Here is a 13,043-nt window from a genome sequence, read left to right as displayed (position 1 = left end):
ACTCAGCCCTCATACGTTCAATGGCTGCATCTCTTTCGAGGGGGAGATCCCGAGCAAATGGCAGGCAAGCGGAGCCACCTGCAATTGCGGGATTGCCTCCTCGCGAATACCCGGAGAGATCAGGTTGCTGATGACAAACAGGGGGACGTCCCGGTCAGCGCTAGAAGTGCCGCCATGATTTCCATCGGCTGTCATCCCGTGATCCGCTGTCACGATGATTTGATAACCCGCATCAATCCACGCTGGAAGTACATTTGCCAGTATCGAATCTGCCGCCAGAACGCGATTTCGATAGTGTGCGGAATCGGCCGTATGCTTGTGGCCATCATCGTCGATGTTCATGGAGTGGACGTAAAGAAAATCCGGATTGTAACCATTCAACAAAAAGTTGGCGTCAGCAAACAAGTGTGTATCCGGATAGTGATCCTCCCAGTAGAACATCCCGTTTTGGATCGGCTTGTCGGTGTTCAATTGGATTCGGTCGTGAAACGGATTGAATGGGGCCTTGTTATAAAGCTCGCTTACCCAGCCATAAGCCGCAGCAGCGTTGGACATCCCGTTTTTCCGCGTCAGGTGAAAGAGACTCTCCTGATGCGAAAGCCGAACCGTCTGATTGCTGGAAATGCCGTTTTTCCAAACAGGGGTTCCCGTTAAAAGAACCTCATACAAAGGACGAGAGAGACTGGGCAATTCCGATCGTACCTGAAAGCGGGCTGCAATGCCGTATTCGACCAGGTGATGCAGGTACCCCATGTGCGAGATAGCTGTGTCAAATCTCAATCCGTCGAGCACAATCATCGCGAGCTTGCTAGCGCACATGGATTAACACCTTCTCTTGCCATAGCTGCGGCAATTTTTTAGCTGTCTCTTCCCAAGCAGTCAAATCGCCCACCGGACGTGCGTTTTTATACATTTCATCGGGGAGCAGCATGGCTTTAGCGGATTCATCCAGCTTGGCGTTGGCGCGAATCGGTCGTGCATAGCCCCGAGCCAAATTGGACTGTCCAGCGTCGGAGAGGATGTATTCACGAGCCAGCATGGCAGCGTGTGGGTGCTTGGCGTACTTGTTGATAACCGTAGCGTACCCGCTGCTGACTGATGCTTCCTCCGGGATGAGGACATCAAAGCGGTTTTTATCGATTTTGTCCCGATACCCGAGCGCGTTGAAGTCCCACAGGATTGCGACTTCGATTTCACCTTTTTCTAGATTGGCAAGACTCGGATCGCTGGTACTAAGCCGCTTGTTTTTTGCCAACTCAGCGAAAAAGTCAATGCCGGGCTGAATATTTTTCTCATCTCCCCCATTCGCATAAGCGGCGGCCAGAACGGCAAACTGTGCCTGATTCGCTTTCATGACATCACCGATTGCGATCTTGTAGTTTCCGTTTTTCAAATCTGCCCAGGTCTTGGGAGGATTTTGCACCTTTGTCTTGTCTGTGATGAAAGCCAGTGTTCCGGTATAGCCTAGCAACCAATGTCCTTCATCATCTTTTGCCCAGTCGGGAATGTCGTTCCAGTAGGAGGTTTTGTAAGGCAGCGTCAGCCCTTTTTGCTTGGCCAACGGTCCGAAAGCGATGCCTACGTCACCGATGTCTGCTGTGGCGTCTTCTTTTTCTGCTTCAAACTTAGCCAATTCTTCTGCGCTCGACATGTCGGAGTCGGTATGCTTCAAGCCGTATTCCTTTCCGAGATTGCTCCAGGTCTCTCCCCAGTTTGCCCACGTATCCGGCATACCCACGGAGTTGACTTCTCCCTCCTGCTTCGCTTTTTCTACGATTTGATCCAGGGTCAATTGCGACGTATCCAGAGAAGTGCCTGATTTCGTCTCGGTGGCACATCCCGCAAGCAGAAAAACAGATGTCATGACAACAACGGTTCGTTTCCAGCTTAACTGGTTCCCTCTCATCTTTAAGGCCCCTTTTCGTTTTTATTTGTGTTTGATCTTTTGGTTTTTTCTAATCTAATCGTAAACAACCAAAATGAAACTGATATAAATGCGTTGTTAAAAAGCTATTAAGACTCTATGAAAAATAGAAGTGAACGCAAAAAGTGGCTCTCTGAATACCAGAGAACCACCTCGTCCTTCGTTTTTCCTCTTTAGTTGTGAGCAAATTGCTCCTCTTCCGTTGACCCGCTGAGTGCAGTCGTAGAGGAATTGCCGCCCGAGATAACTTGCGCAACCTCATCGAAATATCCGGTACCCACTTCACGCTGATGACGAGTAGCCGTATAACCATGTACCTCGCTAGCGAACTCAGCCTGCTGCAATTCCGAGTAGGCAGCCATTCCGCGGTCACGATAGCCGCGCGCCAGTTCAAACATGCTGTAATTCAGGGAGTGGAAGCCAGCAAGCGTGACAAATTGGAACTTGTAGCCCATCTCGCCGATCTCTTCCTGAAAGCGAGCAATCGTCTTTTCATCCAGCTTCTTTTTCCAGTTGAAAGAAGGCGAGCAATTGTAGGCTAACAGCTTGCCCGGGTATTTGGCATGAATCGCTTCGGCAAAACGGCGTGCTTCCTCCAAATTCGGCTCAGAAGTCTCGCACCAGATCAAATCTGCATACGGAGCGTACGCAAGTCCACGAGCAATCGCTGCATCCAATCCGCCGCGTAGACGGAAGAACCCTTCTGCTGTTCGTTCACCTGTCAGGAATGGTTTATCCTGCTCGTCGATGTCGCTGGTAATCAAGAAAGCGCCATTGGCATCGGTACGTGCCACGATAATCGTCGGAACTCCCATTACATCTGCCGCAAAGCGGGCGGAAATCAGATTACGTACCGCTGCTTGCGTCGGAATGAGTACCTTTCCGCCCATATGGCCGCATTTTTTCTCGGAAGCCAGTTGGTCTTCAAAATGAACGCCTGCTGCGCCCGCTTCAATCATACCCTTCATCAATTCGAAGACGTTCAGTGGCCCACCAAAGCCCGCTTCTGCGTCCGCTACGATCGGAGCAAACCAATTCGTCTCTGTACCGCCCTCTGATTGATCGATCTGATCAGCCCGTTGTAATGCCTGATTAATTCTTTTTACGACTTGGGGAACACTGTTTGCTGGGTAGAGGCTTTGATCAGGATACATCTGACCAGACAGATTGGCATCGGCCGCTACCTGCCAGCCACTCAAATAAATCGCTTTTAATCCTGCCTTTACCTGCTGAATCGCTTGATTCCCAGTCAAAGCCCCCAACGCTTTAATATGGTGCTCGGTATGCAAGAGGCCCCACAGACGTTCTGCTCCGAGACGAGCCAGCGTATGCTCGATTTGTACGGAACCGCGCAGACGAACAACATCTTCTGCCGAATACGGACGTGTAATTCCTTGAAAACGCTCCTCCTGCCAGCTTTGCTCCACCTGTTGAATCGCTTCTTGCTTGTTTACTTTCGTCATTTTCATTTCCCCCACTCTTTTTATTTTTACAAATAGCGATAACCCGGTACCGTTAGGAAGTCTTCGAAATCTTCTGTCGTTACCAATTGCAAGAACAGATCACCAGCAATCGGATACTTGCTGTTTTCGTATCTCTCTTGGCCGATTGCTTGCTTGATCGCTTGCAGCTCCTCACTCAACCATTGCTTCACCAAACCTTCCGTCACCTTTCTACCGTCCTGCAAGACTCCGTGACGATGACGCATCCATTGCCAGACCTGAGCCCGCGAAATTTCTGCTGTAGCCGCATCCTCCATCAGATTGTTGATCGGCACAGCCCCAGAGCCTCGCAACCAAGCCTCGATGTACTGCAAGCCTACGCTAATGTTCGTACGGACACCCGCTTCTGTAATCGTGCCCTCTGGAACTGCCAGCAGTTGCTTAGCAGATACGTCTACGTCTTCACGTTTGTACCAGATTTGGTTCGGCTCTCTCATCAGGCGATCGAATACTTCCATGGCTACCGGCACCAGCCCAGGGTGAGCAACCCAAGTCCCATCATGTCCATCGTACGCTTCCCGCTCTTTGTCAGCGCGCACTTTGGCAATGGCTTCTGCATTTTGTAACGGGTCATTTTTCACCGGAATTTGTGCAGCCATTCCGCCAATGCAGGGCGCCATCCTTTTATGGCAAGTCTTCACGGCCAGCGTGGTATATGCTTTCATGAACGGCACTGTCATGGTTACTTGCGCACGATCCGGTGTAATGACATCAGGCTGATTCCGCAGCTTTTTGATATAGCTGAAAATGTAATCCCAACGTCCACAATTCAGTCCTGCACTATGCTCGCGCAACTCGTACAGAATCTCATCCATCTCAAAAGCAGCGAGAATCGTTTCGATCAATACTGTCGCGCGAATCGTGCCGCGTGGAATATTTAATTCATCCTGCGCGAAAAGGAAGACGTCGTTCCAGAGGCGGGCCTCCAAATGGCTCTCCAGTTTCGGTAAGTAGAAATACGGTGCTGTCTGATTCGCGATAAGAGCATCTACGTTGTGGTAAAAGTAAAGTCCGAAGTCAAGCAGGCTGCCGGAGATCGGTTTTTGATCGAGGAGGATGTGCTTTTCTTCAAGATGCCAGCCACGAGGACGCACGATCAAAACCGCCGTTTTTTCATTGAGGGTGTATGATCTGCCTTGTGGACTGATGTAAGAGATATTGCGGCGTACCGCATCCTTCATGTTGATTTGGCCTTGGATGGTGTTCTCCCAGGTCGGTGAGTTCGCGTCCTCAAAATCAGCCATGAAAAGCCGAGCACCCGAGTTCAGCGCATTGATGACCATTTTCCGGTCACCCGAAGGTCCCGTAATCTCCACCCGTCTGTCTTGCAAATCTTTGGGCAATGGAGCAACAGTCCAATCTCCTTTTCGAATGTCCGCTGTTTCCTGTAGAAAATCGGGCAGTTGACCTGCATCGATTTGCAATTGACGCTCCACGCGTTTAGCCAACAATTGCTGGCGTCTTTCGCCAAACTTTTGCTCCAGCTTCATTACAAATTGGATTGCTTCTGGTGTCAGGATATCTTGATAACCGAGGTGCATCTCACCGGAAATCTGAACCCCCAGCGGATATGGATTCGTTGGTACGGTAGTCAAAACAGCTCCTCCTCCCTCAATCGAAAGTTATTATGGTACAGATTGATAAAATATTTTTTATTATATAACAGTGGTAGCAAAAAAAATGTTCTTACTCCTGATACCCGCTGCCACTGCAATGGCTGCAGCATACATGCCCGTCTCCCAAGCAATTGTGGCAAGCCGCTCCGTTGGCATCATGACCAACGCCCCCACATTTTGGGCAATTTTGTTCTCCGTTTCCTTCACACCGATAGCAGTCCATTCTCCATTCCTCCATTTCTGTATTAAAACAATATTCTTAAAATTTGTTTTTATTATATAACAGAGATTAGTACAGTGCAACACGTTTTTTGAAAAATCCCACCTGTATTAGTACACAATATAAAACAGCCCTTGACCCGTTATGGATCAAGAGCTGCTTTCCAAATCTCTCGCTTATTACTTCGGTGCGATCTTTTCTACTCCGCCCATGTACGGACGAAGAACTTCTGGAACCACGATTGTTCCGTCTGCCTCTTGGTAGTTCTCCAAGATCGCTGCTACTGTACGTCCAATCGCCAAGCCAGAACCATTCAATGTATGCACAAATTCCGGCTTCGATTTCGTATCACGACGGAAACGAATATTGGCACGGCGCGCTTGGAAATCTTCAAAGTTCGAGCAAGACGAGATTTCACGGTATGTGCCGCCGCTCGGAATCCAAACTTCCAGGTCGAATTTCTTCGCAGCCGTAAATCCTAGATCGCCTGTGCACATGCTCAGGACACGGTATGGCAGTCCAAGCAGTTGAAGCACCGTTTCAGCGTTTTTCACCAGTTTGTCGAGCTCGTCATAAGACTCTTCTGGTTTCACGAATTTCACCAGCTCAACTTTGTTGAATTGATGCTGACGAATCAACCCACGCGTATCACGACCAGCAGAACCCGCTTCCGAACGGAAACATGCGCTGAAAGCAGTGTAGTAACGAGGGAGATCCGCTCCATCCATGATCTCATCACGATGCATATTGGTGACTGGCACCTCTGCAGTTGGAATCAGGAAGTAATCTGGTCCCTCGATTTTGAACGCATCCTCTTCGAACTTAGGCAATTGACCCGTTCCCGTCATGCTCGTGCGGTTGACGATATACGGCGGAATCACTTCTTCATAGCCATGCTCATTCGAGTGCAAATCCATCATGAAATTCATCAGTGCGCGCTCCAGGCGTGCGCCCATGCCTTTATAGAAAACAAAACGGCTACCTGTTACTTTTGCCGCCGTTTCAAAATCGAGGATGCCTGCTTGGCTAGCCAGCTCCCAGTGAGGCTTAATCTCGAAGTCAAATGCACGTGGCTCTCCCCATGTCCAGGCAATCACGTTATCGTCTTCTGTCGTACCGATCGGTGTGCTCTCATGCGGCAGGTTCGGGAGGCTCAGCAAAATGAACTCCAACTGCTCATCCAGTTGGCGCAGCTCTTCATCCAAAGCCTTGATGCGCTCATTTACTTCTTTCATTTCAGCGATCAGATGGTCTGCATTTTCCTTATTGCGTTTCATAACCGCTACTTGCTCGGATACCGTGTTACGCTTATTTTTCAGTGCTTCTGCTTCTTGGATGACTTCGCGACGCTTTTCATCAACTTCCACAAATTGATCCAACGCAGAAATATCTTCATTGCGGTGAGCCAAACGGCGTTTTACTTCTTCTAGATCCTGGCGTAATACTTTTACGTCCAACATGTGTAAATCCCTCCGAATCGTATTGAAAAAAAACAAAAAACACCCGTCCCCTGGTAAGGGACGAGTGTTGTATACCCGCGTTGCCACCCTCGTTGACACATGCAGCAATCCTTCATGCATATGCCCACTCTTCCGTCATAACGGGACGGTTCCGGGCAAAGTTGTTGTCCTTTGCCACTCCGAGATGGATTCCTTCACATAACCGGATCGGTTCGCACCTACCACCGACTCTCTAGGCCTGGCTCTTGTGAAGTACTTGTTCTCATCATCGCATTCTCATTCATGAATACTATTATTGTTAACTGTACTACAGGTTCTATACCTCTGTAAAGAGCAGCCCGCCTACATCTATACAGAAAAAAAGAAGATCGGCGCCTTTTTACGGCCGATCTTCCGGTATAACAGCTAGCTTCTGTATTCCTTGACCATGTCGAGGAAGTATTTGTGCAGCCTTGTATCTTCCGTCAATTCTGGATGGAAGGCTGCTGCCAAATAGTGACCGCTTCGGGCGACAACAATCTTGTCTTCGTGCTTGGCCAAGACTTGACCGTTCTCTCCCACTTCCATGATATACGGTGCCCGGATGAACACTGCCGGGTAATCTGCCGCCACACCCGCAACAGGCATCAAGACCTCGAAGCTCTCCTTTTGGCGACCAAAAGCATTCCGCTCGACTTTGATCTCCATCAAGCCTAAATGGCAATCGTCTTGTCCTTGAATCTGTTTTGCCAGGAGGATCGCTCCTGCGCAAGTTCCGAAGATCGGCTTGTTCGCCTTACCGAACTCTTGAACCGCCTCCATGAATCCGTACTTGTGCATCAGCTTGCTAATCGTGGTGCTCTCTCCGCCGGGAATGACCAGCCCGTCGAGGTCATCCAGTTCTTCTACTTTTTTGACCGGGACGGCTGTGGCACCAACCTCTTCTAGCAGTCGCACATGTTCTGCTACAGCTCCTTGTAGAGCGAGTACGCCGATTTTCATGCTACTCACCTTACCAGCCGCGCTCTTGCATGCGATCAGCTTCACGAATTTTGGAGATTTCGATTCCTGGCATTGCCGTTCCCAAGCCTTTGGATACGCGAGCAATCAGTTCGTAATCCGTGTAGTGGGTGGTCGCTTCCACAATCGCGCGAGCAAACTTCTCTGGATTCTCTGATTTAAAGATACCAGAGCCTACAAACACGCCATCGGAGCCCAGTTGCATCATCAGGGCAGCATCTGCTGGTGTTGCTACTCCACCTGCTGCGAAGTTTACGACTGGCAGCTTACCTGTTTTGTGTACCTCTTCAAGCAGTTCGTATGGGGCACCCAGGTTTTTTGCTTCCGCCATCAGTTCATCGTAGGACATGGCTTGCACTTTGCGGATTTGGGACATCATCGTGCGCATATGACGAACAGCCTCTACAATGTTTCCGGTTCCTGGCTCACCTTTTGTGCGGATCATGGATGCACCTTCACCAATACGGCGGAGAGCTTCACCCAGATCACGAGCGCCACATACAAACGGTACAGTGAACTCTTTTTTATTGATATGGTACAAGTCATCTGCTGGTGTGAGTACTTCACTCTCATCGAGATAATCTACACCCAGAGACTCGAGAACACGCGCTTCAACAAAATGACCGATACGAGCTTTCGCCATAACAGGAATCGAAACAGCATTCAGTACTTCCTCTACAATGCTAAGGTCAGCCATACGCGCAACTCCACCAGCTGCACGAATGTCAGACGGTACACGCTCCAAAGCCATTACAGCAACAGCACCCGCTGCTTCTGCAATTTTTGCTTGTTCAGCATTCACGACGTCCATAATGACGCCGCCTTTTTGCATTTCAGCCATACCTCTTTTAACGCGGGATGTTCCTACTTGTACCATTACAAATACCCCCTACATCATGAGTCAGAACCGAAACTGTTATGCGGTGTTATGGTTCCTGTTACCGCCATTGTAAACGATAGATGTAGGGGAAAACAATAGTTATTTAATTTCCTGTTCCACTGCTAAACAAATTGCTGAAAAACTCTATGATGCTCCGGAAGAACAGACGAATCCAGCTGGCTTCCTCTACTGCCTGTCCTGCTACGATATCCACGCCTGCTTTTGCTGCGTCTTCAGGCTGCAAGAAATCGGATTCCTTCGTACCTTCTTCCTTCAAAACGATCTTACCGACCACTTGTCCTTGCGTAATCGGTGCGGTTAGCTCTTGGAAGGTAACTGTTGGTGTGTATTTTGCTTCTGTACCGGTTTTGGTGATCATATTTACTTCGCTGCCTGTAACAACTGGTACAGTTACCTCTACACCGTTTTTCACAGGAGCTGTTTCAAATCCTTTGACTGGTACATTCTTGTCCATTTGTTTTGTGAGTTTGAAATTGCCAAAACCGTAGTCAAACAGTTTTCTCGTCTCAGCAAAACGCTTTGTCTCGGTGCTTGCATTCATCACAACGCTAATCAAACGCATGTTGTCGCGAACAGCCGTACCTGTAAAACAATAACCTGCTGCATTTGTATGCCCCGTTTTTAATCCATCTACACCTGGGTAATAGCTAATCAGACTAGGCAGCATCCAGTTATAGTTTTTCTTGCTCCACTCATTCGATGTACCTGTACGGAAGCTGAAGATTGGTTTTTTGGAAGCCTCCAACGCATCCGGGAAATCGTGAATCAGAGCACGGGCAAGGATCGCTGAATCACGAGCAGACATCAAGTTCTCTGTTTGTTCGGTCTGAACAGAGTATGGACCCAACTCATTGGCTGGCAAACCAGTAGAAGTGACGAACGAAGTATTTTTCATACCAAGCTCTGCTGCCTTTTTGTTCATCAGTTCAACAAAGGCTGGCTCACTGCCTGCGATCTTCTCAGCCAAAAGTACAGTAGCGTCATTGGCCGATACGATTGCCATCGCTTCGTACAATTGTTTAACCGTAAAGGATTCGCCTAAATTCAAATACACACCAGACGAATCTGAAATTTTCGCGATATAAAAAGCATACTCACTAACCGGGACAACATCATCCCATTTAATTTTCTTTTGTTTGATGGCTTCCTGAACCAGGTATTCAGACATGATTTTACTCATACTAGCTACCGGAAGTGCTACGTCAGGATCTTTACTATAGAGAACCCTTCCCGTCGATGCCTCAACAAGAATGGCAGACTTCGCTTCCAGTTGTAAATTCGCTTGAGATGCTACAGGGGCAGCTTCCACCTTTGAAACCGTTCCTCCCATTGCTGCAGCAAAAACAGCGACAGAAAGGAACAGACCTGTCAATCGCTTTGTCCATGTCTTTCGCTTCATGTAATCTCTCACTCTCCTATTTCTGTCGATTTTATTTTTTTATGAAACAAGCACACAATTGTAAGTGTACCATAGTTTGCATGGTGGCTTGAAGCGAGATTCCTCCTATTTCCACATGTTAGTAGCTAGTAAAAATCCCCTCTCTTTTTAAAAGAAAGGGGACGTAGGTCTTCCATACTATTTTTCGTTTAGGAAATCGAGTAGTTAGGTGATTCTTTTGTAATTTGTACATCGTGCGGGTGGCTCTCACGCAAGCCAGCGCCGGTAATACGAACGAACTGGGAGTTTTCAATCAAATCCTCGATGGTCTTTGCTCCGCAGTATCCCATACCTGCACGCAGTCCACCAATCAACTGATACGTAACATCCGCCAATGGGCCTTTGTAAGGAACACGGCCTTCGATCCCTTCCGGAACGAGCTTTTGTGCGTTCTCTTGGAAGTAACGGTCCTTACTGCCGGCTTTCATTGCGCCAATCGATCCCATTCCGCGATATACCTTGAAACGACGACCTTGGAAAATCTCAAATTCACCCGGACTTTCTTCTGTACCAGCGAACAGACTGCCGATCATGATCACAGAAGCACCTGCACCAATTGCTTTTGGCAAATCACCGGAGTATTTAATGCCGCCGTCGGCAATAATTGGAATATTGTACTCTCGCGCTACCTGTGCACAATCGTGGATCGCTGTAATTTGCGGAACACCGATACCTGCTACGACACGAGTTGTACAAATGGAACCAGGACCGATACCAACCTTCACCACAGATGCCCCAGCTTCGATCAAATCGCGAGTAGCTTGTCCAGTTGCAACGTTCCCCGCGACGATGGTGAGCGTTGGGTATTCTTTGCGAACGGCTTTTACCGTTTCAATTACGCCTTTGGAATGCCCGTGAGCGGTATCGATCACCAATACGTCCACGCCAGCTTGTACCAGTGCAGCTGTGCGCTCGAACGTGTCTGCAGATACCCCAACAGCAGCACCACACAGCAAGCGGCCTTGGTTATCTTTTGCTGCATTTGGGTATTGGATGGCTTTTTCAATATCTTTAATCGTAATGAGTCCACGCAGGGTGTTGTTGTCATCCACCAACGGGAGCTTCTCGATCTTATGTTGTTGCAAAATCAATTCTGCCTGTTGCAGTGTAGTACCGACAGGAGCCGTCACCAGGTTTTCCTTGGTCATAACCTCTTTGATCTTGATGGAGAAGTCATGTACAAAGCGAAGATCGCGGTTGGTGAGAATTCCGATCAGCTTTTGATTCGCATCGACAATCGGAACACCTGAGATACGATATTTACCCATGAGAGCATTCGCTTCTTCGACAGTATGTTCTTGGGACAAAGAGAATGGGTTGGTAATAACGCCACTTTCAGAGCGTTTTACACGATCTACTTCGCTTGCTTGTTGCTCGATGGTCATGTTTTTATGAACAATCCCGATACCACCTTGGCGAGCCATGGCGATTGCAAGTCCAGACTCCGTTACGGTGTCCATACCAGCACTGATCAGAGGGATATTCAGCTTCACATTTTCACTCAATTGTACTCGTAGATCAACATCCCTTGGCAAAACTTCAGATTTTGCTGGAATGAGCAATACATCGTCAAACGTTAAGCCCTCTTTAACAAATTTGTCTTCCCGCACAGTTGAAAGCTCCTCTCGGCGAATAGTTTAAGACAGTTTAACAAACGGCTTAATTTACTGTCAAGAAATGAGTATATCGTTCGGTTATAGATTCTATTAGACAGATAAATCAAAAAACAATTAGGGAAACTTAACCATATTACGAAAATTGGTAAAGGTGGGTAACATGGATAACGCTTGGAAAACATTACGCTATTTTGAGACAGAACCAACTGCACGTAAATATTTGGCTGCCTGCTATCGTGACATGGGTGCTGAGCATGCGGAGCGACTAGCATTTCAACAAAGCTCGCGTTTCCTGTATCTATGGAGACAAGCCAGACATTTTTATTCCACTTCCGTTGTTGCTGACTTGTCCATCCAGCCATTGCTGCTGTTTTATGGCTGCTCTCACTTGTTGAAGGCCATGTTATTGACTCGTGATCCGTATTATCCCCAAAACAGTCGTGTTCTTCAACATGGTGTCACGACACGAAAGCTTAAACGAAACGCCTATATGCTAATGGAAGACGAAGTTCGTCCACAAAAGGAAGGGTTTTTTGCACAATTAGCTCACGCGTTCCAGCTTGTGCCGTTACAAGACCGCTATTCTGTCCATGACTTATTTTCATCCATCCCCAGCGTCAGCGATAGTTACGGAATTGCTACGGATAAACCGCGTAACTGGTTAACGCTAAAAATTGACGAGATAAGTCAGGATAATTTAGTTCGCATTACCTTTCCTGAAAAAACGGACGGGCCACTATCCTATTCAACTGAGACCTTTATCCAATACATTCGCAGGTTGGCTCCATCTGTTTGTAACTTGGAAAAACTGAACTGGGAAAATAACAAAAACAAAAACAAAAAGGAACTGACCCTTCCTCAGTGTTCCCTGCCTGAACTGGATCAACACCCGTTATTTCGTTTGCATCAGAACGTACTCTTCTTCTGGAATGGTTCTGCTTCTTCTCTACCTCTTCCCGAATGGGCCAGTCATTACTTGCTGCTTTATTTACTCAGCATGCTTTGTCGCTATGAAACGGAGTGGTGGGGAGAGCTAACGATGTCTCATGGACTTGTTGAGCGCTATTTGGTCGAACATTTTTTGGATAACCATATGGATACTTTCCCCTCGGTTATTCGAAGGCATTTTCACCGAAATCACCGGATGCCCCTTCCCTCTTTGCCGTCGGATCTGTATTAGTTTTCCTGCCACTGCTTTATCTACATCTACACGAAAAAACCTTCCTGCTGTCATCAGCAAGAAGGCTTCTTTTATTCCCTGAAAACTGGATCTGCATGATCAGTTGCTAAGTGTGTGGATAAGTCCTCGACCGATTAGTATTCGTCAGCTCCACGCGTTACCGCGCTTCCACACCGAACCTATCAAC

Annotated in this window: 10 protein-coding genes and 1 other annotated feature; of the genes, 1 reads left to right on the top strand and 9 read right to left on the bottom strand. The window is 47.9% G+C overall.

The window, feature by feature from the left end:
- Positions 1–9 precede the first annotated feature (9 nt).
- From ASG16_RS00950 to guaB, 9 genes are all read right to left on the bottom strand, one after another.
- Positions 10–819, bottom strand: coding sequence for an alkaline phosphatase family protein (locus tag ASG16_RS00950; protein ID WP_056496103.1), 810 nt, complete (start codon positions 817–819; stop codon positions 10–12).
- Positions 809–1,906, bottom strand: a complete 1,098-nt coding sequence (locus tag ASG16_RS00945) for an ABC transporter substrate-binding protein (RefSeq protein WP_056496106.1) — start codon at positions 1,904–1,906, stop codon at positions 809–811. The genes ASG16_RS00950 and ASG16_RS00945 overlap by 11 nt, the downstream gene beginning before the upstream one ends.
- Positions 1,907–2,097: 191 nt before the next feature.
- A complete protein-coding gene (gene aceA / locus ASG16_RS00940; protein WP_056496109.1) occupies positions 2,098–3,387 on the bottom strand; it encodes an isocitrate lyase in 1,290 nt (429 codons plus the stop codon).
- Positions 3,388–3,413: 26 nt separating this feature from the next.
- Entirely contained in the window at positions 3,414–5,021 is a 1,608-nt protein-coding gene (gene aceB / locus ASG16_RS00935) for a malate synthase A (protein WP_056496112.1), read from the bottom strand.
- A 420-nt stretch (positions 5,022–5,441) separates the two neighbouring features.
- Positions 5,442–6,722 carry a serine--tRNA ligase gene (serS, locus tag ASG16_RS00925; protein WP_056496118.1) on the bottom strand — a complete coding sequence of 427 codons (1,281 nt, stop codon included), beginning with the start codon at positions 6,720–6,722 and terminating at the stop codon, positions 5,442–5,444.
- Between the two features lie 53 nt (positions 6,723–6,775).
- Positions 6,776–7,000, bottom strand: a binding site (T-box leader).
- 127 nt (positions 7,001–7,127) lie between these two features.
- A complete protein-coding gene (gene pdxT, locus ASG16_RS00920) occupies positions 7,128–7,703 on the bottom strand; it encodes a pyridoxal 5'-phosphate synthase glutaminase subunit PdxT (protein WP_056496120.1) in 576 nt (191 codons plus the stop codon).
- 10 nt (positions 7,704–7,713) lie between these two features.
- Positions 7,714–8,598, bottom strand: coding sequence for a pyridoxal 5'-phosphate synthase lyase subunit PdxS (pdxS, locus tag ASG16_RS00915; RefSeq protein ID WP_012683798.1), 885 nt, complete (start codon positions 8,596–8,598; stop codon positions 7,714–7,716).
- Between the two features lie 106 nt (positions 8,599–8,704).
- Complete coding sequence (locus tag ASG16_RS00910) at positions 8,705–10,021, bottom strand: D-alanyl-D-alanine carboxypeptidase family protein (RefSeq protein WP_056496124.1); 1,317 nt, start codon at positions 10,019–10,021, stop codon at positions 8,705–8,707.
- A 188-nt stretch (positions 10,022–10,209) separates the two neighbouring features.
- Complete coding sequence (gene guaB, locus ASG16_RS00905) at positions 10,210–11,670, bottom strand: IMP dehydrogenase (RefSeq protein ID WP_056496126.1); 1,461 nt, start codon at positions 11,668–11,670, stop codon at positions 10,210–10,212.
- A 166-nt stretch (positions 11,671–11,836) separates the two neighbouring features.
- Between guaB and ASG16_RS00900 the strand changes: the two genes are divergently transcribed.
- Positions 11,837–12,856 carry a YaaC family protein gene (locus ASG16_RS00900; protein WP_056496128.1) on the top strand — a complete coding sequence of 340 codons (1,020 nt, stop codon included), beginning with the start codon at positions 11,837–11,839 and terminating at the stop codon, positions 12,854–12,856.
- Positions 12,857–13,043 lie beyond the last annotated feature (187 nt).

Origin of the sequence: Brevibacillus sp. Leaf182, assembly GCF_001423865.2 — a bacterium.
Taxonomy (GTDB): domain Bacteria; phylum Bacillota; class Bacilli; order Brevibacillales; family Brevibacillaceae; genus Brevibacillus; species Brevibacillus brevis_C.
Note: the sequence above shows the minus strand (reverse complement) of the source record. Positions and strands in the feature narration are given on the sequence as shown.

Excerpts from the sequence above, each read along its gene's own strand:
- ASG16_RS00950 (WP_056496103.1), bottom strand. The coding sequence starts at position 819 with ATGTGCGCTAGCAAGCTCGCGATGATTGTGCTCGACGGATTGAGATTT.
- ASG16_RS00945 (WP_056496106.1), bottom strand. The coding sequence starts at position 1,906 with ATGAGAGGGAACCAGTTAAGCTGGAAACGAACCGTTGTTGTCATGACA.
- aceA (WP_056496109.1), bottom strand. The coding sequence starts at position 3,387 with ATGACGAAAGTAAACAAGCAAGAAGCGATTCAACAGGTGGAGCAAAGC.
- serS (WP_056496118.1), bottom strand. The coding sequence starts at position 6,722 with ATGTTGGACGTAAAAGTATTACGCCAGGATCTAGAAGAAGTAAAACGC.
- pdxT (WP_056496120.1), bottom strand. The coding sequence starts at position 7,703 with ATGAAAATCGGCGTACTCGCTCTACAAGGAGCTGTAGCAGAACATGTG.
- pdxS (WP_012683798.1), bottom strand. The coding sequence starts at position 8,598 with ATGGTACAAGTAGGAACATCCCGCGTTAAAAGAGGTATGGCTGAAATG.
- ASG16_RS00910 (WP_056496124.1), bottom strand. The coding sequence starts at position 10,021 with ATGAAGCGAAAGACATGGACAAAGCGATTGACAGGTCTGTTCCTTTCT.
- ASG16_RS00900 (WP_056496128.1), top strand. The coding sequence starts at position 11,837 with ATGGATAACGCTTGGAAAACATTACGCTATTTTGAGACAGAACCAACT.